Source organism: Bradyrhizobium sp. LVM 105 (genome assembly GCF_003957705.1).
Classification (GTDB): Bacteria; Pseudomonadota; Alphaproteobacteria; order Rhizobiales; family Xanthobacteraceae; genus Bradyrhizobium; species Bradyrhizobium frederickii.
The window spans coordinates 232,400-259,321 of sequence record NZ_QZMV01000001.1; the positions used below are offsets into that span (position 1 = coordinate 232,400).

Consider the following 26,922-nt stretch of genomic DNA (forward strand, 5'->3'; position numbering starts at 1 on the left):
CATTCTCCAGCGTTTTCAAGGCGTTTTGGAACCCCAACCCTCCCACAGGGTTTTGGTTCCGGGTGGGACTTTGGCCGTGATAGGCTCAATGCCGAAAGAGAAGCGGGACCGGTCGTGCTGCAAAAACTCTCCACTTACCGACAGAAGCGTGATTTCGAAAAGACACCCGAGCCGTCGGGCAAGACCGCGGTAGCGCCATCGCAGCAGCGGCGCTTCGTGATCCAGAAGCACGATGCGAGCCGGCTGCACTACGACCTCCGGCTCGAATTCGACGGCGTGTTCAAGTCCTGGGCGGTGACCAAGGGCCCCTCGCTCGATCCGCATGACAAGCGCCTGGCGGTCGAGGTGGAGGATCATCCGCTCGACTACGGCGATTTCGAAGGCACGATTCCGGAAGGCCAGTATGGCGGCGGCACGGTGATGCTGTGGGATCGCGGCTATTGGGAGGCCGAGGACCCCGAAGCCGGATTCAAGAAGGGCGATCTGAAGTTCACCCTGCATGGCGACAAGCTGCAGGGCAGCTGGGTGCTTGTGCGCATGCGCAACCGCGGGGGCGAAAAGCGCACCAACTGGCTGCTGATCAAGCACCGCGACGAATATGCCCGCGAGGGCAAGGACAACGACATCCTCGACGAGGACAAGTCGGTCGCCTCCGGCCGGGCGATGGAGCAGATCGCCGAAGGCAAGGGTCGCGCGCCAAAGCCGTTCATGCTGGCGAAGGGCGCCAGGGCCAAGGCCGATGCCGTCTGGCAGTCCAACCGTGCCGAGGACGCGAAGGGGCGCACGGTCAAGCCGGCACCGCGCGCGGCGTTGAAGGCCGGCAAGATCCCCAAGACCAAGGCGGCGAAGAAGGCCACGACGGCGACCAATGCGAAGAAGGTCGCTGAGATGCCGGACTTCGTGGCGCCGCAACTCTGCACTTTGGTCGAGCGGCCGCCGGCCGGAGAGGGCTGGTGCCACGAGATCAAGTTCGATGGCTATCGCGTGCAGCTCCGGGTCGAGGACGGCGAAGCGACGCTGAAGACGCGCAAGGGTCTCGACTGGACCGGCAAGTTCGGCGCCATCGCCAAGGAGGCGGCCGCGCTGCCGGACGTGATGATCGACGGCGAGATCGTCGCGCTCGACCACAACGGCGCACCGAATTTCTCCTCGCTCCAGGCTGCGCTGTCCGATGGCAAGACCGAAGAGCTGATCTTCTTTGCCTTCGACCTGCTGTTCGCCGACGGGCAGGATTGCCGGCGGCTGCCGCTCAGCGAGCGCAAGGCGCAGCTGAAGCAGCTGCTGGAAGCCCGCAAGCGGAAATCGACCCAGATCCGCTATGTCGAGCATTTCGAGAGCGGCGGCGATGCCGTGCTGCAATCGGCCTGCAAGCTCGAGCTCGAGGGCGTGGTGTCGAAGAAGCTGGATGCGCCGTATCGTTCGGGACGCACCGAGAGCTGGGTCAAGTCGAAATGTCGCGCCGGCCACGAAGTGGTGATCGGCGGCTACAAGACCACGAACGGCAAATTCCGCTCGCTGATGGCCGGCGTGCAGCGCGGCGATCATCTCGCCTTCGTCGGCATGGTCGGCACCGGTTTCGGCGCGGACAAGGTCAAGCACATCATGCCGTCGTTGAAGGCGATGGCGGCCAAGGAAAGCCCGTTCGGCGGCAAGAATGCCCCGAAGAAGACGCGCGAGGTGCACTGGCTGAAGCCGGAGCTCGTCGCCGAGATCGAGTTCGCCGGCTTCACCGCCGACGGCAATATCCGCCAGGCCGCGTTCAAGGGGCTGCGGCAGGACAAGCCGGCCAGGGAGGTAGAGGCGGAGAGGCCCGTCGATACGAAGCTTGCCGAACCTACAGCCGGGAAGCGAGCTGCAAAGACTGCCAAGCGATCCAAGGACGCCGGCACGGCGGAGGTGATGGGCGTCGTCATCTCCAAGCCGGACAAGGAGCTCTGGCCTGATGGCGGCGAGGGTGCTCCCGTCACCAAGCTCGATCTCGCGCGCTATCTCGAAGCCGTCGGCGCGTGGATGATCGTGCACCTGAAGGGCCGTCCGTGCTCGCTGATCCGCGCGCCGGACGGCATCAAGGGCGAATGCTTCTTCCAGCGCCACGCCATGCAGGGCACGTCCAACCTTCTAGAGCTCGCGCGCGTCTCCGGCGACCGCAAGCCTTATCTGCAGATCGACCGGATCGAGGGACTCGCGGCCGTGGCGCAGATCGGCGGCGTCGAGCTGCATCCCTGGAATTGCGCGCCTTATGCCTATGACACGCCGGGCCGGCTGGTGTTCGATCTCGATCCGGCGCCGGACGTCGCGTTCACCGACGTGGTCGAGGCGGCCAGGGAGATGCGGCAGCGGCTCGCCGACCTGGGCATGGAGAGCTTCTGCAAGACCACCGGCGGCAAGGGCCTGCATGTCGTGGTACCGCTGCTTCACGGCGCCCGCGACAAGGTGAGCTGGAAGGAGGCCAAGGCCTTTGCGCAGGGCGTTTGCCAGTGGATGGCCGACGATGATCCCGGGCGCTATCTGCTCAACATGTCGAAGAAGCTGCGCGAGGGAAAGATCTTCCTCGACTATCTCCGCAACGACCGCATGTCGACGGCGGTGGCCCCGCTATCGCCGCGGGCGCGAGTGGGTGCCACGGTATCGATGCCGCTGACCTGGTCGCAGGTGAAGGGCGATCTCGACCCGAAGCGCTATACGCTGCGGACCGTGCCGGGCCTGCTGTCGCGGTCGAAGGCGTGGCAGGGTTATGACGACGCGGCGACACCGATCAAAGCCGCCATCAAGAAGCTCGCGGGGAAGACGTAGGGTGGGCAAAGCGAAGCGTGCCCACGATCTCTTTCGAGACGATGAACAGGTGGGCACGGCGCTGAGCGCCTTGCCCACCCGACGACATCGTGGATGCCGCTAGATCCGGCCCATCAACAGCAGGATCAGCAGGATGACGATGACGAGCCCGAGGCCGCCGCCGCCGTAATAGCCGGTGCCGTAGAACGGGCCGCCGCCGATGCCGCTGAAGCCGCCGAGCAGGGCGATCACGAGAATGATCAGAATGATCGTACCGATAGACATGCGAATTTCCTCCAGCCCTTCCTTGAAGGGTCCTTGCAACCTGTCCCGTTGTGCGGAGGCAACTTGCCGCAGGTTGTAAAGTTCCCGCAGTGAAACACGGCTGGCGGATCAACTTGCATGGAACCTTTGTGGAGGCGGCCCGCGTTGACTATGTGAGGATCAGTCACTGTAGGGGGAGGGCCATGTCAGCACCGCTTGTCGTTTCAATTCCGCACCGTCTCGGCCGCGAGGAGGCGGTGCGCCGCCTCAAGACCGGGCTCGGCCGCGCCGCGGCCAGCATTCCCGTCATGCAGGTCGAGGAGGAGCGCTGGACCGGCGACAGCATGGCGTTTCGCATTCGCGCGCTCGGGCAGATTGCGACGGGGCAGGTCGATGTCGGCGACGATCAAGTCCGGGTCGAGGTGGTGCTGCCCTGGCTGTTGCAGCGCTTTGCCGAGATGGCGCAGGCCACGATCAAGAAGCGCGGGCAGTTGCTGCTGACCAAGGATGGGGGGAAGTAATTTCAGGCGCGCACGCGCTGTCGCGCCGGCCTGATGGCGCTTGCCGTGCGGGCTTCGCTGACGAAGGCGGGAAAATCCCGGAACGCCTGCGCCAGCGGCAATTCACCATTGGCAAGGCCGGGCACGGTGTAGCCGGCCAGGTCGATGGTGGCGTCAAAGCTCTCCGGCGCGGGCCATCCCCGGCCCGCTTGCGTGAGCGGCGCGAAGTGACGCCCGACCACGACGATCGCCGCGCTGCGGCCATGGCGGCGGGCGAAGGCGACGACATGGTCCGCATCGGCGCCGTGCACCGCCAGCGGCTGGTAATCGCCTTGAGCGAAGACGTCGGCGAGCGCATTGCGCAGCTTGAGAAGACGCCGCGTCCAGGCCAGCTTGATCAGGCCGTCCGGCCAGCACGTCATGAGGCCGCTCCAGTCCGGGTCGTCCAGCGAGTTCAGCCCTGCCTGCCGCGCGCCAAAGTCGACCGGGCGGCGGTTGTCGGGGTCGACCAGCGACAGGTCCCAGAACTCGGTGCCCTGATAGAAGTCGGGCACGCCGGGCAGCGTCGCCTTGAGCGTGAGCTGGCTCAGCGAATTCAACATGCCGAGCAGTGCGACGCGGCGGGCCAGCGTTTGCAGCGCCTCCAGGAATTCGCCTGACAATGTGGGGTCGAGGATCTTGTCGATGAAGCTCTTGATGCCGCTCTCATAGGCTTCATGCGGGTTGAGCCAGCTGGTCTCTTCCTTGCCCTCGCGCGCCGCCTTCAGCGCATAGGCCTGGATGCGCTCGACGAAGCCGGCGTCGATCGTCTCAACCAGCGGCCAGGCGCCGAGCAGGGTCTGATACAGCATGTATTCGAACGTCGCCGAGGGCGCTCGGTAATTGCCCTCGAGTGTGAGGTGCGGCGCGTTCAACACCTTCCAGCGCGAAACCGCGCTGGTCCACTCGCCCGGAATTTCGCTGAGCGCCGCGATTCGCGCGCGGGCATCCTCGCCGCGTTTGGTGTCATGCGTGGCGGTTGCCGTCATTCCCAGCGGCCATTCCCTGGCGCGGGTCTGCATGGTCTGGTGGAAGGCGGAAACCGTAAGACCGTTGCTGGCGGGATCGCCGCCGACCTCGTTCAGTGCGAGCAGGCGGTGGAATTGATAGAACGCGGTGTCCTCCAGCGACTTCGCCATCATCGGCCCGGTGAATTGCTGCACCTTCAGCGCGAAGCGGCGCACCCGCGGGGCGCTGTGCGGAGGGCGGCTGGGCTTGAGCAGGTCCATGGTCAGGGCATCGCGCAGGAAATCGAAGATGCCTTCGTCCGCGGCGAACCATTCCGCGCGGGCGCGCGCGATGGTGTCGTCGATCAGCTTGCGGTCGGGGGCCGTCGGGCTGCTGTTGGTCAGATAGGTGCGGTACACCGGGAAATGCAGCACATACAGCTCGAGCGCCTGCCGCAGGCTGTCGGCGGAGAAATCGCGGGTGGAGTAATGCCCGTTGGCGATCCGCGCGAGCAGGCGCGTCAGCACGGTGAATTCACTGGTGAGCAGCGTCTCCAGCACGCGCCGCTTGGCGTCCTTCACATAAGGCGCAAGCCGCGGTGGCCGGTTGCTGACCTGTCGCCAGGTCTCGTCCAGCGCCGCCATGCCCTTCTCATCGACCAGGACCTGGGAAATGACGTTCATCCATTCATAGCCGGTGGTACCCTGGACGCCGGCGAAGTGCGGCAGCCGTTCGTGCTCGCACAGGATCTTCTCGATCACCGTGTAGAACGGCTTGGTGTTGCCCTGCGCGTCGCGCACCAGGCGGCGCAGCCGCTGGCAATATTGCGCGGGGTCGCGCAGGCCGTCGATGTGATCGAGCCGGATGCCCTGCAGCTTGCCGTCGGCGATGAGCTGCTTCACCAGCCGGTGCGTGGCGGCAAACGTGCCGGGATCCTCGACGCGCAGACCGGCGAGTCCGTTGACGTCGAAGAAGCGGCGATAATTGATGTCGCTGGAGGCGAGCCGCCAGTGCCCGAGCTTGTAGTGCTGCCGCTCGAGCAGGTGATGTAACGCCAGCGTCTGCGCGGGACGATCCTTGGCGGCACGATAAGCGGCAAGACCGCGTGCGATGATCTCGGCGGCGCCCGCAATCTCCTTGAGCTCGGCCTTGAACGCGGGGGCTTCCTTGCGGTTGGGACGGCGCAGTCCGGTGTAGCGCGCCGCGAGCGAGAGCAGGCGTTTGCCCGCTTCCGTCTCCGCGGCATCCGCGTCCTTCACGATCATGCGCAGCATCTCGCCATACCGCTCCGGCGCGATCGGCAAGCGATGCTCGAAATACCAGGCGGAGAGGCTGCCCTGGCCCGGATCGTAGCGCAGCTCGATCTCTCCGCCCTCCAGCGCTTCACCGTAGGACTTGCCGAGGATCGGCAGCAGCACGCCGCCGCGAGCGCGATAGGGCAGCAGGTCCCAGTCGATGTCGAAGGAAACGGCGTGGGGCGAGGCCTGGCCCCATTCCAGCACGTCGAGCCACCACGGATTGTCGGCGAAATGCACGCCGACATGGTTCGGCACGAAGTCGATGATGAGGCCGAGGTCGTGCGCCTTGAGCGCCTCGTTCAGTCGCGCGAAGCCGGCCTCACCGCCGAGCTCCGGATTGAACTGGCTGTGATCGACAGTGTCGTAGCCGTGGGTCGAACCCTTGCGCGCCTTCATCACCGGCGAGGCATAGAGATGGGTGATCCCCAGCGCCTTGAGGTAAGGCACGACGGCGGCGGCCTTGTCGAAGCCGAAATCCGCGGTGAGCTGGAGCCGGTAGGTCGCAAGCGGAATGGCAGGAGGCATGCTAACCTCCGAGATGCCAGACCACTGACCAGGGCGGCAGCCGGTCGCCGCTTGCCTCTCCCCAAATCGGCGTGCCCGTGGCAGCTTGGGGACGCGCGATGTCGTTGCCCGAGAGATTGGCGAGGAGCCGCAGCGTCATGCCGTCGCCCATGCGCCAATGCGCGGTGAGCAGGCCGTTGTCGGCCGCCTCGGCATCCCCGAAGCTGGCCCCCTTCAGCCGCGGCATGATCTGCTTGCGGCGCAGAGTGAGCAGCTCTCGCACCAGCGCAAGCCGCGCGTCCTGCTGCGGCGTGCGGCCGGTCCAGTCGAGCACCGCCGATTGCAGCGTCGCGGGATCGAGCGGGTCGGGCACTTCGTCGCCGAATTTCTCGTAGGCCCACGCATATTCCTGCTTGCGCCCCTTGCGGACGGCGTCGGCGAGCCCGCCCTGGAAATCGCAGAAGAACGGGAAGGGCACCGTCGAGCCCCATTCCTCGCCCTGAAACAGCATCGGCACCATCGGCGCGAGCAGGGTCACCGCGAGCGCTGCTTCGATCTGCTGCGGCGATGCCAGGCTTTCGAGCCGGTCGCCGAGCGGGCGGTTGCCGATCTGGTCGTGGTTTTGCAAGAAGTTGACGAAGGTCGCCGGCGGCAGCTGACCGCTCGGCTCGCCGCGCGGCTTCTTGCCCCAGAACTCCGAGACCTCGCCCTGATAGACGAAGCCTGACGCCAGCGCTCGCGCCAGATCGAGGCGCGGCGTTTGATAATCCGCGTAGTATCCGGCGAGCTCGCCGGTCAGCATCACGTGCCAGACGTGGTGATAATCGTCGTTCCACTGTGCGCGATATTTGCCGTTCGGCGGCTCCTGCGCGGCGTCGAGCAGGCTGGCGCGATTGTCGCCGTTCTCCAGCACGAGGTGGATGTGGCGTCCCGTCGCCTTGGCGAGCTCGCCGGCGGCGACGCTGAGATCCTGCAGCATCGACTGCTCGCCGGGCACCGCCATGATGTGATTGGCGGCATCCAGCCTCAGGCCGTCGAAACGGTAGTCGCTGAGCCAGCACAGCGCATTCTCGACCGCGAACGCGCGCACCTGCGGCACGCGATAATCGATCGCGCTGCCCCAGGGCGTGTGCGCATCGGTGAAGAAGGCCGGCGCATAGCGGCCGAGATAATTCCCCTCGGGGCCGAAATGATTGTAGACGACGTCGAGGAACACCATCAGGCCGCGCAGATGCGCCTCGTCGATCAGCGTCTTCAGGTCTTCGGGGCGGCCATAGGCGCTGTCGGGCGCATACCACAGCACGCCGTCGTAGCCCCAGCCGCGGCGTCCTGCGAAATCCGCCAGCGGCATCAGTTCCAGCGCGGTGATGCCGGTTGCGGCGAGATGATCGAGCTTGTCGATCATGGCGCGGTAAGTGCCTTCAGAGGTGAAGGTGCCGACATGGGTCTCGATCAGAACCGTCTCGTCCCAGGGGCGGCCGCGCCAATCGCGCGCCTGCCAGGAAAAGGCGTCGTGATCGATCACCTCGCTCGGGCCGAACACGTCGTCGGGCTGGAAAGCCGAAGCCGGATCGGGCACGTCGATCTCGTCGTCGATCCTGAACTTGTAGGGGCTGCCGGTGGCGAGGCCGGCAATCTCGGTCACGTACCAGCCATCCTGCCGGCGCTGCATCGCGTGTCGTCGGTCCAGCAGGAGGTCGACACGGCGCGCGCCAGGCGCCCACAGGCGGAACGACACGCCGTCCTTCGTCGGCTTCGCCCCGAAGGATGGCCTCATAGCGCCCCCGCGAAGGCGAGCACGGAGCGCGGCGGCGCCTTGCTGTCGCTTCCGGGCGGGAAGTCGATCGTGTTCAGCTTGGCATCCGTCGTGTTCAGGATCTGCTGCCAGCTCTTGTACTCGGTCATCTTCGGCAATTTGAATGCGATCTCTTCGGGGGCGGCGTTCAGTACGATAAAGATCGCGGCTCCGCCGGGTTCCATCGGTCCCATCACGTAGGAGAGGAATCTTCCCTCCGGGAATTTCCAGTCGCTCTCCGTCATCTCGTCGCCGGCAGGCGTCAGCCACAACGCGCCGTAGGAGACGCCGTCGGCGGGGCGGCCATCGAGCCAGCGGTGGCTGCGAAGCTGCGAGAACCGGCGGCGGATCTCGGCGAGATGGGCGACGAAATCGACCATGTCGTCCCCCTCCTTGCCGAGATTGGCCCAGCCGACCCAGCCGATCTCGTTGTCCTGGCAATAGGCGTTGTTGTTGCCCGATTGCGAGTTGCCGACCTCGTCGCCGGCGAGGATGAGCGGAACGCCCTGCGCCAGCATCAGGCAGGCCAGCACGTTCTTGCGAAGCTGGCGGCGCAGGCCGAGGATCTGAGGATCGTCGGTCGGTCCCTCCACACCGCAATTGTTGCTGTGGTTGTCGTTGGAGCCGTCGCGATTGTCCTCGCCGTTGGCCTCGTTGTGCTTCTCGTTGTAGCTGAAGAGGTCGGCGAGGGTGAAGCCGTCGTGCACGGTGATGTGGTTGATGCTGGCGCGCGGCCGCCGTCCGTCATGGTTGAACAGGTCGGACGACGCCGTCATCCGGCTGGAGATGTCGCCGATCAGGCTGCCTTCACCGCTCCAGTAGCGGCGCATGGCGCTGCGATAGCGATCATTCCATTCCGACCATTGCGAGGGGAATGCGCCGACCTGGTAGCCGCCGAGGCCGAGGTCCCAGGGCTCGGCGACGAGCTTGACGGTCGCCAGCACCGGATCCTGGCGAATTGCAGTCAAAAACGAAATGCCGCGATCGAAGCCGTTGGGCCCACGCGCCAGCGTGGTGGCGAGGTCGAAGCGGAAGCCGTCGACATGGCAGACCTCGACCCAGTAGCGCAAGGAGTCCATCACCATCTGCAGCACGCGCGGGTGAGTGAGGTTCACCGACGAGCCGCAGCCGGTGAAGTCGTCGTAATAGCGCGGGTTCTCGCGGTTCAGCCAGTAATAGGAGGCGTTGTCGATGCCGCGATAGCACAGCGTCGGTCCGAGATGATTGCCCTCGGCGGTGTGATTGTAGACGACGTCGAGCATCACCTCGATGCCGGCATCGTGCAGGCGGGCCACCGTGGTGCGGAAGGAATCGAGCGCATTGTCCTGGGCGTAGCGCGGCTCCGGCGCGAAGAAGGACAGCGTGTTGTAGCCCCAGTAATTGGCCAGCTTCTTCTCCACCAGGATGCGGTCGTCGACGAAGCTGTGCACCGGCAGCAGCTCGACCGTGGTGACGCCGAGCTTCTTCAGATGCTCGATCATCGCCGGCGAGGACAGGCCGCCATAGGTGCCGCGCAAATTCGGCGGCACGTCGTCGCGCTTCTGCGTCAAACCCTTGACGTGAGCCTCGTAGATGATCGTGTCTTCCCAGGGGATGTTGGGACGGATCTCGCGGCGGCCCCAGTTGAAGGTCTCGTCGACCACGACGGCCTTGGGCATGCCGCGCGCGTTGTCGCGCCGGTCGAAGGACAGGTCCTCGCGCGGGCTTCCGGTGCGATAGGCGAAATGCGCATCGCTCCAGACCAGGCGTCCGGCGAGCCGCTTGGCATAGGGGTCGAGCAGCAGCTTGTTGGCGTTGAAGCGATGGCCGTGCTCGGGCTCGTAGGGGCCGTGCACGCGATAGCCGTAGAGCTGCCCGGGGGAGACGTCGTTGAGATAGCCGTGCCAGACGTCCTCGGTCTTCTCGGGCAGCTCAATGCGCTCGAGCTCGCGGCGGCCTTGCGTGTCGAACAGGCAGAGCTCGACCTTCTGTGCGTTCGCGGAGAACAGCGCGAAATTGGTGCCGCGTCCGTCCCAGCTTGCGCCGAGGCGTGCAGGCGATCCGGCAGTCAGGCGCATGTGTCAGCTTTCCGGAACGAGGAAGATCGCGGCGAGCGGCGGAATGGTGAGGCGGAGCTCGCCGCCCTCGGCATGGACTTCGCCGATATTACCGACATTGCTGCCGCCATAATGGGCGGAATCCGAGTTGAGCACTTCCTTCCACTTGCCGGCAAAGGGCACGCGAACGCGATAGTTCTGATAGACGTTCGGCGAGAAGTTGACGATCACGAGACAGCGCGCGTGCTCGTCAAATCCCTTGCGCAGCCAGGCGAACACGTTGCGGTTGGCGTCATCCGTGATCAGCCATTCGAAGCCGGCCTGGTCGCAGTCCATCTGGTGCAGCGCCGGCACCGCGCGATAGAGGCGGTTGAGGTCCCGGATCAGCGCCTGGGTACCGGAATGGTACTTGTATTCGAGCAGGTGCCAGTCGAGCGACTGGTCGTGATTCCATTCGCGGCTCTGCGCGATTTCCGCGCCCATGAACAGGAGCTTCTTGCCGGGATGGCCGAACATGAAGCTGTAATAGGCGCGCAAATTCGCGAAGCGCTGCCACTCGTCGCCGGGCATGCGGCCGAGGATCGATCGCTTGCCGTGCACGACCTCGTCATGCGAGAGCGGCAGGATGAAGTTTTCCGAGAATGCGTAGTGCAGGCCGAACAGGATCTCGTCGTGATGGTATTTGCGGTGGATCGGATCCTTGCTGATGTAGTTCAGCGTGTCGTGCATCCAGCCCATGTTCCACTTGTAGCCGAAGCCGAGCCCGCCGAACTCGACCGGACGCGAGACCTGCGGCCAGGCGGTGGATTCCTCCGCAGCCGTGGTCGCCTGCGGGAAGCGGGCGAAGACCTCGGTGTTGAAGCGGCGCAGGAAGTTGATCGCCTCGATGTTTTCCCGGCCGCCATACTGGTTCGGGATCCACGCGCCGGGCGGCCGGCTGTAGTCGAGATAGAGCATGGACGCGACGGCATCGACACGCAGCCCGTCGATGGCATAGCGCTCCATCCAGAACAGCGCGTTCGACACCAGGAAGTTGGTCACTTCGGTGCGGCCGTAATTGTAGATCAGCGTGCCCCAGTCGAGGTGGCGGCCCTGGAGCGGGTTGGCGTGTTCGTAGAGCGCGGTGCCGTCGAAACTGCCGAGCCCGTGCGGATCGTCGGGGAAGTGACCCGGCACCCAGTCGAGCAGCACACCGACGCCCTCGCGGTGGCAGGCATCGACCAGGACGGCGAAATCCTCTGGGGTCCCGAAGCGGCTGGTCGGCGCATAGAGGCCGGTCGGCTGATAACCCCACGAGCCGTCGAACGGATGCTCGCTCACGGGCAGGAATTCGAGATGGGTGAAGCCCATGTCGCGGGCGTAGGCCGGCAGCTGCTCGGCCAGTTCGCGATAGCTCAGCCATTCACCGCCGTTCTTGCGCCGCCACGAGCCGAGATGGACCTCGTAGATCGACATCGGCGCCGACAGCGCGTTGATACCGTCCGGCGCAGGACGCGGCCGCGGCAGGTGGGCCTCGTCGAACACGATGGAAGCCGTCTTCGGACGGACTTCGCTCGCAAACGCCATCGGATCGGATTTCAGCGGCAGCAGGTGGCCATGCGGCCCGATGATCTCGAACTTGTAATGATCGCCGGCCTTGGCGTGCGGGATGAACAATTCCCAATAGCCGGCGCCGCGCACCCGCATCGGATGGCGCCGTCCGTCCCAGAAATTGAAATCGCCGACCACGGAAACGCGCCGTGCGTTCGGCGCCAGCACGACGAAGCCGATGCCGTCGATGCCCTCGAGCCGCATCGGATGGGCGCCGAGCTTGTCATAGAGCCGCTGGTGGGTGCCCTCGCCGAGCAGGTAGAGGTCGAAATCGGTCAGGATCGGCGGAAAGCGGTAAGCGTCCTCGAATTCGACGACGTTGTTGCCGAATTTCACGCGCAACTGGTAGTGCTTCGAGCCGTTGGGCAGATTGCCGATGAACAGCCCGGCATCGTGCACGCGGTCAAGCGGCGCGACCTCGCCATGTTCGCCGACCGCCTCGACGTTGGAGGCCTCGGGCAGAAACGCGCGCACCACGCTTTTGCCGCCCTCGGGATGCAGCCCGAGATAGTGGAAGGGGTCGGAGTGGCGGCCCTCGATGATCGCATAGGCCTCGGCAGGAAGTTTAGGCATGGGCTTCGCTCTCGGTACTGGACAGAATGCGAAGCAGTCCGGTCAGCGGCGCATGGAGCCCCTCAGGCCGGTGGGACAGCTCGTACTCTACGTCATTGAAGGCCTGATCAAGCAGGAAAAACCGCAGCAATCCCTCGCTGGATCTCGGCTCTTCCGGCCACAGCCGCTGATCGGTCATGGCTTCGCGGTAGGCGGACAGGAAGGTTGCGGTGGCACGCTCGCGCCATTCGTCGAGCGCGGCCGCGAGCCGCTCGTGCTCCTCGGAGGCACCGGTCGGTGCGCGATTGAGGGCGGCATTGACCGAAACATGAATCGAATGGATCAGGCCAGCGACATCGCGGGCGGCAGGCGCCTTGCGCCGCTTGGCAGCCAAGGGCACACGCGGATCGCCGTCGAAGTCGATGATGAAGATATCGTCCTTCACGATCAGTGTTTGCCCGAGCCGGAAGTCGCCATGATGACGGATGTTCAACCCACCGATCCCGGATGGCAAGAGCCCGCTCAGATGGTCGGAGAGGAGCCTACGCGCCTCCGTCAGCCGATCGACCAGCGGCCGGTCCGCCTCCCGTAGGCCCTCGCGGCTCTCGGCCAGCCTTTCGAAAACCCGCTCGGCGCGCGCCTTGAGGTCGGATACGAGCCGCTTTACGTATGCGGAGTCGATCGGCTCCGGAGCGAGATCGACCGGCTCTGCCGCGGCCAGAGCGACATGCAGTTCGCCGAGCCGCCGGCCGATCTGCGCGACGAAGTGCACATAAAGCGCTTGCTCCTGGGTCTCGCGCAGCGCTTCGCCTATCGGGACGACGCGTTGGTCGTCGATATAGCGATCGAGATAGCCCGTGGTCACGGTCCAGCCGTCGCCCTGGTTCTCGACATAGGCATGCAGCACGCCGAGCGCGCTGCGCCGGTCGCCCTCGACCAACTCGACGCTGCCGAGCAGCGCCGGCGTGTTGGCGAAGCGCGCGACCTCGGTGAGATAATGGCCGATCTCGATCTCGGGGCTGACACCGCCTTCGAGCCGGCGGTAGATCTTGGCGACGTACTGGTTGTCGACCAGAGCCGTGCTGTTGGACTGCTCGATCGCGCGGATGCGCTCGGGCTCCTTGATGGTGTAATCGGCGAACCGGCTGGTCGCCTTGAACTCGAGCCGCAGATTGTTCTCCTCCACCACCAAATTCTGCGACAAATTGCGCAGGAACAGGCCGATGAAGATCTGGTCGGTCGCGACGTCGAGCAGCGTGCCTTCGCGCGCGCCCTGGCGCACGGCGGCGAGCGCCTTCGGATTGAAGCGCTCGCGGTCGAAGCGCACCCACTCGATCTGGAGCGGCATCACGTAGCGTGTCGCCACGTCTCCTTGATTGGTCTCGAAGAACGCGATCCAGGGCCGGTTGTCGCCGATGTCGCAGAACGGCACGGCCGAGGTCAGCACGGTCTTGATCTGCTTGGGATTGTGCTCGTGATACCACCTTGTGCGCGACAGAAATCCCGGCAGCACGTCGCGCTCGAAAACGCCGCGCTCGCGGGCCAGCGACACCCAGTTCGAATTCACCGGCACCACCAGCGTCTCGAATTCCGGCACCGCGCGCGGCGTCACCGGCTCGGACTTGTCGCGCTCCTGAAGCTGGAACCAGTAGAAGCCATAGGGTCCCAGCGTGATCATGTAGGGCAGCTCGCCGATCGCCGGGAAGCGGGTGCGGCCGAGCATCTCCTGCGGGATGCGGTCCTTCCACGGCGACAGGTCGAGCTCGGTGGCTTGCGCGGCGCGCGACAAATTGGCGACGCAGAGGATCACCTCGTCGCGATATTGCCGGACATAGGCCAGCACGGCGCGGTTGGCCGGGCGGATGAAGGTCATGGTGCCGCGGCCGAAGGCGAGCGTCGACTTGCGGACCGCGATCAGCCGCTTGGTGGCGCTGAGCAGCGACGACAGGCTGCGCGACTGCGCCTCCACGTTGACCGATTCGTAGCCGTAGACCGGGTCCATGATTAGCGGCGCGTAGAGGCGTGCCGGGTCGCACCGCGAGAAGCCGCCGTTGCGGTCCGGGCTCCACTGCATCGGCGTGCGCACGCCGTTGCGGTCGCCGAGATAGATGTTGTCGCCCATCCCGATCTCGTCGCCGTAATAGATGATCGGCGTGCCGGGGAAGGACAGCAGCAGCGAGTTCATCAGCTCGATCTTGCGCCGGTCGTTGTCCATCAGCGGCGCGAGGCGCCGGCGGATGCCGACATTGATGCGGGCGCGGGGGTCGTTGGCGTAGGTGGTCCAGAGATAGTCGCGCTCGACGTCGGTGACCATCTCCAGCGTCAGCTCGTCATGGTTGCGCAGGAACAGCGCCCATTGGCAGCTCGCCGGAATGTCCGGCGTCTGACGCAGGATATCGGTGATCGGGAAGCGGTCCTCCTGCGCGATCGCCATGTAGATGCGCGGCATCAAGGGGAAGTGATAGGCCATGTGGCACTCGTCGCCACGGCCGAAATATTCCTGCACGTCCTCCGGCCATTGATTGGCCTCGGCGAGCAGCAGCTTGCCCTTGGAGTAGGAATCGAGCTCCTGACGCAGGCGCTTGATGATGGCATGCGTCTCGGGAAGGTTCTCGTTCGAGGTGCCCTCGCGCTCGCAGAGATAGGGAATGGCATCCAACCGGAAGCCGTCGACGCCGGCGTCCAGCCAGCGCTTCATCACCTGGATGAGCGCGCTGACCACGCGCGGATTGTCGAAATTGAGGTCCGGCTGGTGCGAGAAGAACCGGTGCCAGTAGAACGCGCCGGCCTCGTGGTCCCAGGTCCAGTTCGACTTCTCGGTGTCGGTGAAGATGATGCGCGTGCCCTGGTATTTCTGGTCGGTGTCGCTCCAGACATACCAGTTGCGGGCGCTCGAGCCGGGATGGCTGCGGCGCGCGCGCTTGAACCATTTGTGCTGGTCCGAGGTGTGGTTGACCACGAGCTCGGTGATGACGCGCAAGCCGCGCTTCTGCGCCTCCTGGATGAAGCGCTTGAAGTCCTTCATGGTCCCGAAATCGGGATTGACCGCGCCGTAGTCGGCGATGTCGTAGCCGTCGTCGCGGCCCGGAGAGGGGTAGAACGGCAGCAGCCACAGCGCGGTGACGCCGAGCTCCTGCAGATAGGGCAGCTTCTCGGTCAGTCCGGCGAAGTCGCCGATGCCGTCATTGTTGCTGTCGGCGAAGGCCTTGACATGCAGCTGATAGATGATGGCGTCCTTGTACCAGAGCTCGTCCACGATCTCGGCAGCCTCGGCCTTCTGGGTGTCGACGGAAGATAGAACATTCATGGCGTGCCCCTTACGCCAGGCAGCGGAACAAGAGCGCCGGATCGCGGTCGGGATCGATACGCAACCTGATCCCGCCCCATTCGATGCGGGACCGTTCGCCGGTGACGAGGTTTTCGAGTGTCGTCACATGGTGACGCTGCCCGCCGGCGTCAACGGTGACGTCGCCGAGCGGCAGCCAGCATTCGCGCAACCGGCCGGAGAGTGCGATCACGGTTACGATGGTGTTGGCGGGTTCAGCCGCCTCCTTGACGAAGGCGATGGTCTCGCCGTCTTCGACGCCCAGAAAACGCAAATTCGCCGTTTGCTGGAGCGCGGCGTTGTCGTTGCGGATGCGGTTGAGGTCGGCAATGTAGGACTTGATGTTGCCGGCCTGGTCCCAGTCGCGCTGCTTGATCTGGTACTTCTCGGAATCGAGATATTCCTCGCGGCCTGGGATCGCTTCGTGTTCGAGCAGCTCGAACCCGCTGTAAACCCCGTAGCTGCCCGACAACGTGGCCGCCAGCGCAACGCGCGACTTGAACGCCCAGGCTTCTCCGCTCTGGAGATGATAGGGCAGCAGGTCGGGCGTGTTGACGAACAGATTCGGACGATAGAAGTCGCGCTCGGGATAGCGCGTCAGCTCGCCGAGATATTGCTCCAGCTCCGCCCTCGACGTGCGCCAGGGGAAATAGGTGAAGGACTGCGCAAAGCCGAGTTTGGCGAGGCCCTTCATCAGCTTTGGCCGCGCAAACGTCTTGGAGAACAGGATCACCTCGGGATGCCGGCGGCGGATGTCGCCGATCAGCCAGTCCCAGAACGCGAACGGCGCGGTGTCGTGATTGTCGATGGCGAAGATGGTGACGCCATGGTCGATCCAGAACAGCATGGCGTCGCGAAAGGCGTTCCACAGGCCGATGCGGTCGACCGAGGCGAAATCGGGAATCACGATGTCGGAATAGGGGCCATCCGCCGTCCGCACCGAGCGGTCCGGCCGCCATTTGAACCATTCCGGATGCTGCGTCAGCCAGGGATGGTCCGGCGAGCATTGCACCGCGAAGTCGAGCGCCAGCTCGAGGCCGTATTCGAGACAGGTCGCGACCAGCGCGCGGAAGTCCTCGATGGTGCCGAGCTCGGGATGCAGCGCGTCGTGGCCGCCCTCGGCGGCGCCGATCGCGTAGGGCGAACCGGGTTCGCCTTCGCTCGCCACCGGCGCATTGTTGCGGCCTTTGCGGCGGCTGCGGCCGATCGGGTGGATCGGCGTGAAATAGAGCACGTCGAATCCCATCGCCGCGATGTCGGGCACGCGCGCGATGCAATCGCGGAGCGTGCCGTGCCCGCCGGGGATCGGGCTCTGGCTGCGCGGCATCATCTGATACCAGGCGCCGAACCGCGCTCTGTCGCGGTCGACGACAAGCGGGAAGGACTGCGAGCGGGTCAGGTCGGGACGGGACTGGCTCTCGGCCATGGCATTGCCGAGCTCGGTCGCCAGCAGCGAGGTGACATCGCCGGTTTGAAGATAATCCTCGCATTGTCTGACGATGATCGTCGCCGCGGCCTGCGGCGCGCCGTGGGCCTTGGTCAGGAGGCTGGCACCCTCGAGCGCGTCGAGGCTGACATCGGCGCCCGTTCGCTGCTTGCGCGCGATGCCGTGGGACCAGGTGGCGAACTCGTCGGTCCAGGCCTCGATCGCATAGAAATATTGGCCGGGCTCCACCGGTGTGAAAGCGCCGGACCAGCGGTCGTTGCCGTGATGGATCATCGGCTCGCGTCGCCAATCCCGGTCCTGCTCGGGGCGCCAGAGCAGCGCGGCCCCGATCACGGCGTCGCCATCGCGGTAGACATCGGCCCACACCTCGACGCGATCGCCTGCGATCCGCTTCACGGCGAAGCGGCCGCAATCGATCGCGGGATAGACGTCCTCGACGAGGAAAGCGCTGCCGGCTGCGGCACTTTCGACAGTTTGAATTGTCTTGTTCACGGTGATGCCATTGACAAGAAAGCAGGGGCCCGTTTCCCTTGTCGGGAACCTACGCTTGATACCTATATAGAAAGCCGCTTGTGTGTCATTAGTTCCCCCTGGGAACGGCAGGCGTGGTTTGTGAGTTGACCCAGACTAACGTCTTCCGCTGCCTCGTTAAAATCGATGCCCCCGGCCACAGAATGGCCTGCAAGCTGCGTGCCGTATGGATCTTTTAGCACAAGCCCGGATCAAGGGCGTTCAATCCGAATTCATTGATGCGCTCGGAAAGCTGCGGGTCACCGACCCCGTGGCCCTGAAGTCCATCCTCGACGCCCTGCCGGAAAAGCGGGTCTACCGCTTCGTCAACGGGCCGGTCGTGGTTCGCGCGCTCGGACATCCGCGCACGGAATTGGCGGCCATCGGCGCGCCGCCGCTGCAATGGAAATTGACCGCAAACGGCAAGTCAACAGCCCAAGGCGAGACACGCGAGCCCGTGATCGCCTGGCCCGCCGGCCTGCCGCTCGGTTATCACCGGTTGACGCTGACCGATGCCGAAGGCGTGACCGAAGAGGTGCCGATGATCGTGGCGCCCGAGCGGGCCTTCGGCGGCGATTTCGACCGCGGCTGGCTGCTCGCCGTGCAGCTCTACGGCGTCCGTTCGGACCGCAATTGGGGCATCGGCGACTTCACCGACCTCGCCGATCTGGTCCGGCTCGCCAAGCAGCTCGGGGCCGACGGCGTCGGGCTCAATCCGCTGCACGTACTGTTCGACGACCATCCGTCCGATTGCAGTCCGTATTCGCCGAACAGCCGGCTGTTCCTCAATCCGCTCTATATCGACGTCGAGGCCATTCCCGAATTCTCGGCGGACCTCGTGCCCGACGCGGCTGCGACCGCTGCCCGTCTGCGCCAAGGCGATCGCGTACCTTACGCCGACATGGCGGCGTTGAAATGGCTCGGCCTGCGCGCCGCGTTCAACAGCTTCGTGGCGAGCGCGAGCCAAGCGCGCCGCAAGGCGTTCGACGCCTTCCGCGCCGCCCGAGGGCCGTTGTTGTCCCGCTTCGCCTGCTTCGAGGTGCTGCGCCATCGCTTCGCCGCGCCGTGGTGGGAATGGCCGGCGCAATGGCAGCAACCGGACGAGGCCAAATGCGCCGGGCTGCGCAATGGACCCGACAAGCGCGAGGTCGAATTCGTCGAATTCGTGCAATGGACGGCGGACAGCCAGCTGCATGCCGCCAAGGAGCTCGCCAGCCAGCTCGGCATGCGCGTCGGGCTCTATCTCGACGTCGCCGTCGGCGTGCAGTCCAACGGCTTCGATGCCTGGAACGAGCAGATGGCGATCTCCCGCCATCTCGCCGTCGGCGCCCCGCCCGACGTGCTCAACACCATCGGCCAGGACTGGGGCCTTGCGGGCTTCAACGCCGGCGGCCTCGAGGCGCAATCCTTCGTGCCGTTCGCCGACATGCTGGCGGCCTCGATGCGCCATGCCGGCGCGATCAGGCTCGATCACGTGCTCGGCCTGAAGCGGCTCTACCTCGTGCCCCGCGGCTTCAAGCCGGACAACGGCGCCTATGTGCAGATGCCGTTCGAGGCGCTGCTCGGCGTCGTGGCACGCGAGAGCGCGGCCCACAAATGCATCGTGATCGGCGAGGATCTCGGCACCGTGCCGGAAGGTTTCCGCGAGATGATGCAGGATTTCGGCATCTGGTCCTATCTCGTCATGATGTTCGAGCGCGACGAGACCGGCCGCTTCCGCAACGTCGAGCATTACCGGCCCAATGCGCTGGTCACGCTGAATACGCATGACCTGTCGACCTATGCCGGCTGGCGCTCCTTCGGCGACCTCAAGATGAAGCGCTCGCTCGGGCTCGATCCCGGCGAGAACGACCAGGCGCGCTGGGATGCGCTCGGCAGGCTCGACGAGATCCTGCGCCAGAACGGCATCAAGGCCAATGACCTCTATTCGGTGCTCGCCTTCCTGTCGCGCACGCCGTCGCGGCTGCTCGCGGTGTCGATGGAGGATCTGCTCGGCGTGATCGACCAGCCCAACATTCCCGGAACGATCGACGAACATCCGAACTGGCGCCAGCGTCTTCCCGTCGCACTCGACAAGATCGCCTCGAAAGTCAACCTCAAGGCCTTGCGAGCGGCAACGCGGGAACGTTCATTGAACGGCGGGAGTTGATCGGCCGGGGCATCTCGAGGCTCGCACGACGTTGTCTCAGAGGATCGAGGACTATGCGCTGATCGGCGATTGCGAGACCGCGGCGCTGGTCGGGCGCAACGGCTCGATCGACTGGCTGTGCTGGCCGGCCTTCGATTCCGACGCCTGCTTTGCCGCCATTCTCGGCACCCACAAGAACGGCTGCTGGCTGATCGCGCCGAGCGGAGACGTCACCAAGACATCGCGACGTTATCTCGGCGATACCCTCATCCTCGAAACGCGTTTTGAGACGAAGAGCGGCACCGTTGCGCTGATCGACTTCATGCCGCCGCGCGGCAAGGCATCCGACGTCGTGCGGCTGGTGCGCGGCGTCAAGGGCACGGTGAAGATGCGGATGGAGCTCGTCATCCGTTTCGGCTTCGGCGCCGACATTCCCTGGGTGCGGCGGATCGACCATTCCCTGATGGCAATCGCCGGCCAGGACATGACGGTGCTGCGCACGCCGGTCGAGACCCGCGGCGAGGATCTGACCACGGTCTCCGACTTCGAGGTGAGGGCGGGCGAGACCGTACCCTTCGTGCTGACCTATGGCCCCTCGCATCTGCCGCCGCCCGCGCCGATCGATCCGGAAATCGCGCTTCAGGAGACCGAGACGTTCTGGCGGGATTGGTGCGGCCATTGCACCCGCGATGGCGACTATCGCGATCTGATCATGCGCTCGCTGATCACGCTGAAGGCGCTGACCTTCGCCCCGACCGGCGGCATCGTCGCGGCGCCGACCACGTCATTGCCGGAAAAGCTCGGCGGCACCAGGAACTGGGATTACCGCTTCTGCTGGCTGCGCGATGCCACCTTCACGCTGCTGGCGCTGATGAACTCGGGCTACACCGAGGAAGCCCTGGCCTGGCACAATTGGCTGCTGCGCGCCGCCGCCGGCTCGCCGGCGAACATGCAGATCATGTACGGCATCTGGGGGCAGCGGCGGCTGCTGGAATGGGAGGCCGGCTGGCTCGACGGCTACGAGGGCGCAAAGCCGGTGCGCATCGGCAACGCCGCGCATGCGCAGCTCCAGCTCGACGTCTACGGCGAGTTGATCGACGCCTTCCACCAGTCCCGCATGGCCAAGCTCAAGCTCGACGATGAGACGACATGGGGGCTGGAATGCGCCGTGCTCAACCATCTCGCCGAGGTCTGGGACCGGCCCGATCACGGCATCTGGGAGCGCCGCGGCCAGCCCAAGCATTATGTCTTCTCCAAGGTGATGACCTGGGTCGCCTTCGATCGCGGCATCAAGAGCGCCGAGACCTTCGGCTTCAAGGCACCGCTGCTGCACTGGCAGGCCCTGCGCGAGTCCATTCATCGCGACGTCTGCAACAACGGCTTCGATGCGGACGAAAACGCCTTCGTCGAGTCCTACGGCTCGAAGCTGCTCGATGCCAGCGTTCTGCTGTTGCCGGCCGTCGGTTTCCTGCCGGCGTCCGATCCGCGCATCCGCGGCACCATCGCGGCGGTCGAGACACGCCTGATGCGCGACGGCTTCGTGCTGCGGCACGATCCGCACGAGTTGCCCGCCGGGCAACCGCCGCTCGAAGGCGCGTTCCTGGCCTGCACATTGTGGCTGGCCGATGCTCATGTGCTGTCAGGCGATCTCGACAAGGCGCAAGGCCTGTTCGACCGCGTGGCGGGCATCGCGAACGACGTCGGGCTCCTGGCGGAGGAATACGATTCCGTGGCCCGCCGCCAGACCGGCAATTTTCCGCAAGCCCTGACCCACATCGCGCTGGTCAACACCGCGCACAATCTGTCCGCGGCAAGGCTGAAGAGCGAGAAGCCGGCGATGCAGCGGTCGAAGTAGTAACTCTTGCCCTCACACTCCCAGCCATTCTAGGCCGCCCGGGAGCTCGGCGATGGTGAAATCCACCTGGAGCACGCGCCGGTGCATCGGAGTGATGGCCGCTTCCGACGCATGGAGAATGGGTGTCGCATAAAGCCAGATGTCACCAGCATCGGCCAGGCACGCGACCGTGCCACAATTCCGGACCACGTCCTTGACGTCCTGCTCGGCAATCCGTCCACGTTTGTGAGATCCGGGCGCAATCAACAGCGGTGCGTTGCTGGCCGGGACTGGATCGATATGAACCCGCAACGTCACCATGTCCGACAGCAGTACAAAGGGCGGCTCGACATGCTGCATGCAACTCTTGACGCTCCAGGTCTCGAACCCGAGAACAGCGATGCGTTCCTTAACGGCGATCGTGCGGTCCTGGTGCCAGCCCAAGGCCCAATTCGTGGCGGCGGTCTTGTCGAACAGGATGGCTCTGACGGGACGACAGGCAGCTCCGAGCACCGATGCGGCGCAGTTTCCGATTGGTCCGCTCGCGGCAAAGAAGGGTGCCAGACCCTCGATGCCTTTCAGCCTCAGCCCGGCGTGATCGGGCGGCAAATGAGACAGAACCTCGACAAGCTGGTGCAATTGATCGGCCGCCAGCGCCTGCCGGAACAGCTGCGCGCCATCGTCGAGAAAAGTTAGCTGTTCAAGTCTCAAGGTGCGCACCAACTCGTTCGTTCAGCCCACCCCGTTCCGCTTCAGGATCATCTCCATCGCCTCGGCAAAACCGTCCTGCTCGTTGGTGGCAGTGACGTGGGTGGCCTGGTCCTTGACGTTGTCGGCGGCGTTGCCCATGGCAATCGAGGTGCCGCTGACGGCGAACATCGCGAGGTCGTTCTGCATGTCGCCGATGGTGGCGACGGCAGCGGTCGCAATGCCCAGGCGCTTGGCCATCGCCGCGACGAACGTGCCCTTGTCGAAGCCGGGCGGGGTGATGTCGAGATAGTAGGTCTGCGAACGCACCGCATTGGCTTCGTGGCCGAGCGCCTCCTGCATCGCCTTCTCGCAAGCCGCGAGGCGGGCAGCGTCGGCGCTGGCGCCGACGATCTTGCAGGCGCTTGCGAGGTAGGGCGAAAAATCCGTCACGATGGTCGGGTCGGCGCGGATCGTGTGCCGCTCATGCGCGACGTATTGTCCGCTTGGATTGTCGATCAGCCATTTATCGGTGGTGAAGAGCCAGATGTCGGCGCCGAACTCGCGAAGGATCTGCAAGGACCGCTCGGCGGCGCCGGCAGGGATGAGATGCTGCTCGATCGGCCGCATCTCCGGATCGACGATCGAGGAGCCGTTGAAAGGACCGACCGGAAGCCAGAGCGCCAGCGGCTCGATCAGGAAGCGCATGCCGATCGCGGGACGGCTGGACGTGATGGTGAAGCCGATGCCGGCCTTGTGCAACCGCTGCACCGCACCCCTCGCGCGGTCCGTCAGCGTCTTGTCCTTGGTCAGCAGCGTGCCGTCGACGTCGGACACCACGAGTGAGATTTGCGTCATGACAGGCCCTAACGTTTCTCGCGCCTCAGCGGTTCGTGCCGCCCAGTTTCAGTTGCCGTACGATGCCGTCCACGATCGCCTCGACGGTTTCGTCGATCGAAACGGTGATGACGTGCTCGCCCGCCTCGGGCGGCTCCAGCGTCTCGAATTGGCTCGTCAGCAGCCCGGGTGGCATGAAGTGGCCCTTGCGGTGCGCGAGCCGCTCGGCGATCAGCTCCCTTGTGCCTTTCAGGAAGACGAAGCGGACATCGTCGCGCCCGCGCAGCAGCACGTCGCGGTAGACGTGCTTCAGCGCCGAGCAGGCGATGATGATGTGCTCGCCGCGTCCGCAGACCCGCCCGATCTCGTCGGCGATGGCGTTGAGCCAGGGCCAGCGATCCTCGTCGGTGAGCGGGTGGCCGGCCCGCATCTTCTCGACATTGCTGGCGGGATGGAAGCTGTCGCCGTCCTCGAAGCGCCAGCCGAGCCGCTGGCCGAGCGCTTCGGCGATCGTGCTCTTGCCCGACCCCGACACGCCCATCACGATCAATGCACAAGGTGCTTCAACGCGGCCCACGAATGCCCTCCGGAAGCGCGGCGCTATCGACCAGCCAGACGGTCTCGCCAGTCGAGCGCGCGCGCAACGCCGGCAAAGTCTCGCCATTGAGGAGGCGCGTCAAGATCGGTTGCTTGTCGTGCCCGGCAATCTCGAACAGCATTTCGCGGCAGGACGCCAAAGCGGGCAGGGTGAGCGAGACCCGCGGCACGAAAGGCGCGACATTGGCCCTGGGCACCCCAACGACCCAGCGTTCGCTCTCCTCGATTTCGGGGAAGCCGGGAAACAGCGAAGCGGTGTGGCCGTCCGGTCCCGCGCCCATCAGGACCAGGTCGAACAGCGGCCGCGAGGGATCGAGGCTCTCGGAGCCGTAGAAGGCTCGCAGCTCGCGCGCATAGGCTTCGGCGCTCTGCTGGGGAGTCTCGGTCGCGGTCGGAATCGGGTGAATGTGGCTCGAGGCTGCGTTGCGGTCGAGAAACGTCGCGCGCGCGACCGCCATGTTGTTGAGGGGATCGCTCGCGGGGACGAAGCGCTCGTCACCGATGAACCAGTGCACGCGCTGCCACGGGATCCTGCCGCGCCAGGCCTCGCTGCCGAGCAATTGATAGAGCTTCTTCGGGCTGGAGCCGCCGGTCAGGCAGATGGCGATGCGGCCGGAATTGGCCGCGATCCGTGCCATCACCCGCTCGGCCGCGGCCCGCGCCAGAGCCTCGGCGTCGGCCTCCACGATCAGCTTCGGCTGGACCGCCGCGGCCATCACGAAAACTTCCGCCAGCTTCGCCCGTCGCGCCGCAGCAGCTCGTCGGCGCATTTCGGCCCGTCGCTGCCGGCTTCATAGGTCTCGATGCCGTTGGTGCCCGCGCTCTTCCAGGCGTCCAGGAACGGCTGCACCGCCTGCCATCCGGCCTCGATGCCATCGGCGCGCTGGAACAGGATGTTGTCGCCGATCATGCAGTCGTAGATCAACGTCTCATAGCCGGTCGAGGGATCGGCCCGGAAATAGTCGCCATAGCGAAACTTCATCTCGACACCGTCGATGGTGACGCTCGGCCCCGGGATCTTGGCGTTGAACTGCAGCTCGATGGTCTCGGTCGGTGCGATGCCGATGGTCAGGAAGTTCTGCGACAGGCGGTCGATCGTCGTGCCCGAGAACATCGAAAGCGGCGCCTGCTTGAACTTGATCGCAACTTCCGTGCGCTTGTGCGCCAGCGCCTTGCCGGTGCGCAGATAGAACGGCACGCCGGCCCAGCGCCAATTGTCGATCATCAGCTTCAGCGCGACATAGGTTTCGGTGGTGCTGCCGGGCTTGACGTCCTCGGTCTTGCGATAGTCCGGGATCTCCTCGTCGCCGATCCGCCCCGCGAGATATTGCGCGCGCACCGAATTTCTTAAGGCTTCCTCCCGGCTCGGCTGCTGAATCGAGGTGAGCACTTCGGCCTTCTCGGAGCGCACGGAATGCGCATCGAAACGCGCAGGCGGCTCCATCGCGACCAGCGACATCAGCTGGAACAGATGGTTCGGCACCATGTCGCGGAGCGCGCCGGTGGCATCGTAGAAGCCGCCACGATGGCCGACACCGAGCTTCTCCTCCACCGTGATCTGGATGTGGTCGATGTGATTGCGATTCCAGATCGGCTCGAACATGCCGTTGGCAAAGCGCAGCACCAGGATGTTCTGCACCGTCTCCTTGCCGAGATAATGATCGATCCGGTAGATCTGGTGCTCATCCATGATCTTCAAGAGCTCGGCGTTGAGCGCGCGCGCCGAAGCGAGGTCGGTGCCGAACGGCTTTTCGATCACCAGCCGCCGCCAGGCGCCGTTCTCCTTCGTCAAACCGGTGCGACCGAGCTCGCGCGCGGTCGGCGCGAACGCGGCCGGTGGGGTGGCAAGGTAGAACAGGCGGTTGCCGCCGGTGCCTTGCGAGCACTCCAGCGAGTCCAGATGCTCGCGCAAGCGGTCGAACGACGGCGGGTCCTTCGGATCGGCCTCGACGAAGGTGACGCATTGCAGCAGCTGTCTTGCGACGTCGTCGTCGACCGGCCGCGTCGCGAATTCGCGCAAGCCCTTCATCAGGCTGTCGCGCAGCTCGTCATCCGACTGGCTCTTGCGGCCGACGCCGACGACGCAGAACTTTTCCGGCAACAGGTTCTCGGCGGCGAGATTGTAGAGCGACGGCATCACTAGCCGATGGGTGAGGTCGCCGGTCACGCCGAAGATGACGAAGGCGCAATTCTCAGGCTTGCGCTTTGGCTGCGGATCTTTTGTCACGAATGATGAGCCTTCGCTTGTTGCGTCTTATTTCGGCTTCGTGCCCGGCTGCTTCGGCTCCTTGTGGCCGCCGAATCCCGCGCGCATCGCGGAGAGAATTTTCTCGGCGAAGGTGTGTTCCTGGCGGGAACGGAAACGTGTGTAGAGCGCGGCGGTCAGGACTTCGGCCGGCACGGCCTCGTCGATCGCGGCATTCACGGTCCAGCGTCCTTCGCCGGAATCCTCGACGAAGCCGGAATATTCCAACAGCTGCGGGCTGTCGGCGAGCGCGGTCGAGGTGAGGTCGAGCAGCCACGACGGGATCACGCTGCCGCGCCGCCACACTTCCGCGATGTCGGCGAGGTCGAAATCGTAGCGGTGATCCGGCGGCAGGGCCTCGATATTGGCGTTCTTGAGAATGTCGAACCCTTCGGCATAGGCCTGCATCAGGCCGTATTCGATGCCGTTGTGGATCATCTTGACGAAATGGCCGGCGCCGACGGGGCCGGCGTGGATGTAGCCCTGCTCGATGCGGGGATCGCGTCCCTCGCGTCCCTCCGTGCGTGGAATGTCGCCGGCGCCGGGCGCAAGCGCGGCGAAGATCGGGTCGAGCCGGTCCACCACGGTCTTCTCGCCGCCGATCATCATGCAATAGCCGCGGTCGAGGCCCCAGACGCCGCCCGAGGTGCCGACGTCGACATAGTGGATGCCGCGGGCCTTCAGCGCCTTGCCGCGGCGGACGTCGTCCTGCCAGAAGGTGTTGCCGCCGTCGATGATGACGTCGCCTTCCTGCATCACGCCGGCGATCGTGTCGATCGTCGCCTCGGTGATGTGGCCGGCCGGCAGCATCACCCAGGCCGTGCGCGGCCGCTCGAGTTTCGAGATGAAGTCCTCGAGCGAGGCGGAGCCGACTGCGCCGTCGGCGGCAAGACCCGCGACGGCCTTGGCGTCCTTGTCGTAGACCACGGTCGAATGTCCCTGGCGCATCAGGCGGCGAACGATGTTGCCGCCCATCCGGCCGAGGCCGATCATGCCGAGTTGCATTGGCAATAT

General features: G+C 65.2%; 17 protein-coding genes. 4 read left to right on the forward strand and 13 right to left on the reverse strand.

The window, feature by feature from the left end; genetic code table 11:
• The first annotated feature begins 114 nt into the window (after positions 1-114).
• Complete coding sequence (ligD, locus tag D6B98_RS01165; RefSeq protein ID WP_126255121.1) at positions 115-2,793, forward strand: DNA ligase D; 2,679 nt, start codon at positions 115-117, stop codon at positions 2,791-2,793.
• 99 nt (positions 2,794-2,892) lie between these two features.
• On the opposite strand, the gene D6B98_RS01170 is transcribed toward ligD, so the two are convergent.
• Positions 2,893-3,057 carry a DUF3309 family protein gene (locus D6B98_RS01170; RefSeq protein ID WP_018318514.1) on the reverse strand — a complete coding sequence of 55 codons (165 nt, stop codon included), beginning with the start codon at positions 3,055-3,057 and terminating at the stop codon, positions 2,893-2,895.
• A 182-nt stretch (positions 3,058-3,239) separates the two neighbouring features.
• Here D6B98_RS01170 and D6B98_RS01175 point away from each other — a divergent pair, with 182 nt between their 5' ends.
• Positions 3,240-3,557 (forward strand): polyhydroxyalkanoic acid system family protein, encoded by a 318-nt coding sequence (locus D6B98_RS01175; RefSeq protein WP_126255122.1) that lies wholly within the window; start codon positions 3,240-3,242, stop codon positions 3,555-3,557.
• A 2-nt stretch (positions 3,558-3,559) separates the two neighbouring features.
• Here the strand turns inward: D6B98_RS01175 and treY are convergent, their stop codons facing one another.
• Genes treY through D6B98_RS01205 form a run of 6 tightly spaced genes read right to left on the reverse strand, consistent with a single transcriptional unit; the run spans position 3,560 to position 17,562 of the window.
• Positions 3,560-6,346 carry a malto-oligosyltrehalose synthase gene (gene treY, locus D6B98_RS01180; RefSeq protein ID WP_126255123.1) on the reverse strand — a complete coding sequence of 929 codons (2,787 nt, stop codon included), beginning with the start codon at positions 6,344-6,346 and terminating at the stop codon, positions 3,560-3,562.
• Position 6,347: 1 nt separating this feature from the next.
• The gene (gene treZ / locus D6B98_RS01185) at positions 6,348-8,102 is read right to left on the reverse strand and encodes a malto-oligosyltrehalose trehalohydrolase (protein ID WP_126255124.1); all 1,755 of its coding nucleotides are present in this window, start codon (positions 8,100-8,102) and stop codon (positions 6,348-6,350) included.
• The gene (gene glgX / locus D6B98_RS01190) at positions 8,099-10,177 is read right to left on the reverse strand and encodes a glycogen debranching protein GlgX (RefSeq protein ID WP_126255125.1); all 2,079 of its coding nucleotides are present in this window, start codon (positions 10,175-10,177) and stop codon (positions 8,099-8,101) included. Before glgX ends, treZ begins: the two co-directional genes overlap by 4 nt.
• Before the next feature lie 3 nt (positions 10,178-10,180).
• The gene (gene glgB, locus D6B98_RS01195; RefSeq protein ID WP_126255126.1) at positions 10,181-12,319 is read right to left on the reverse strand and encodes a 1,4-alpha-glucan branching protein GlgB; all 2,139 of its coding nucleotides are present in this window, start codon (positions 12,317-12,319) and stop codon (positions 10,181-10,183) included.
• Complete coding sequence (gene treS / locus D6B98_RS01200; RefSeq protein WP_126255127.1) at positions 12,312-15,605, reverse strand: maltose alpha-D-glucosyltransferase; 3,294 nt, start codon at positions 15,603-15,605, stop codon at positions 12,312-12,314. The genes glgB and treS overlap by 8 nt, the downstream gene beginning before the upstream one ends.
• Before the next feature lie 10 nt (positions 15,606-15,615).
• On the reverse strand, positions 15,616-17,562 hold the full coding sequence (locus D6B98_RS01205) for a maltotransferase domain-containing protein (RefSeq protein WP_126255128.1): 1,947 nt from the start codon (positions 17,560-17,562) through the stop codon (positions 15,616-15,618).
• Between the two features lie 205 nt (positions 17,563-17,767).
• On the opposite strand from D6B98_RS01205, the gene malQ reads away from it, so the two are divergent.
• Positions 17,768-19,729, forward strand: coding sequence for a 4-alpha-glucanotransferase (gene malQ, locus D6B98_RS01210; RefSeq protein WP_126255129.1), 1,962 nt, complete (start codon positions 17,768-17,770; stop codon positions 19,727-19,729).
• A gap of 31 nt (positions 19,730-19,760) precedes the next feature.
• The gene (locus D6B98_RS01215; RefSeq protein WP_126255130.1) at positions 19,761-21,563 is read left to right on the forward strand and encodes a glycoside hydrolase family 15 protein; all 1,803 of its coding nucleotides are present in this window, start codon (positions 19,761-19,763) and stop codon (positions 21,561-21,563) included.
• A gap of 12 nt (positions 21,564-21,575) precedes the next feature.
• Here the strand turns inward: D6B98_RS01215 and D6B98_RS01220 are convergent, their stop codons facing one another.
• The 6 genes from D6B98_RS01220 to gnd are packed head-to-tail and all read right to left on the reverse strand — an operon-like array spanning position 21,576 to position 26,913.
• On the reverse strand, positions 21,576-22,262 hold the full coding sequence (locus tag D6B98_RS01220; RefSeq protein WP_502699876.1) for a phytanoyl-CoA dioxygenase family protein: 687 nt from the start codon (positions 22,260-22,262) through the stop codon (positions 21,576-21,578).
• 12 nt (positions 22,263-22,274) lie between these two features.
• Positions 22,275-23,087 carry an HAD family hydrolase gene (locus tag D6B98_RS01225; protein ID WP_126255132.1) on the reverse strand — a complete coding sequence of 271 codons (813 nt, stop codon included), beginning with the start codon at positions 23,085-23,087 and terminating at the stop codon, positions 22,275-22,277.
• Between the two features lie 25 nt (positions 23,088-23,112).
• A complete protein-coding gene (locus D6B98_RS01230) occupies positions 23,113-23,643 on the reverse strand; it encodes a gluconokinase (RefSeq protein WP_126255133.1) in 531 nt (176 codons plus the stop codon).
• A complete protein-coding gene (gene pgl, locus D6B98_RS01235) occupies positions 23,630-24,379 on the reverse strand; it encodes a 6-phosphogluconolactonase (RefSeq protein ID WP_164718312.1) in 750 nt (249 codons plus the stop codon). Before pgl ends, D6B98_RS01230 begins: the two co-directional genes overlap by 14 nt.
• Positions 24,379-25,890, reverse strand: a complete 1,512-nt coding sequence (zwf, locus tag D6B98_RS01240; protein WP_126255135.1) for a glucose-6-phosphate dehydrogenase — start codon at positions 25,888-25,890, stop codon at positions 24,379-24,381. The genes pgl and zwf overlap by 1 nt, the downstream gene beginning before the upstream one ends.
• Before the next feature lie 27 nt (positions 25,891-25,917).
• Positions 25,918-26,913 (reverse strand): phosphogluconate dehydrogenase (NAD(+)-dependent, decarboxylating), encoded by a 996-nt coding sequence (gnd, locus tag D6B98_RS01245; RefSeq protein WP_126255136.1) that lies wholly within the window; start codon positions 26,911-26,913, stop codon positions 25,918-25,920.
• Between the last annotated feature and the right edge of the window lie 9 nt (positions 26,914-26,922).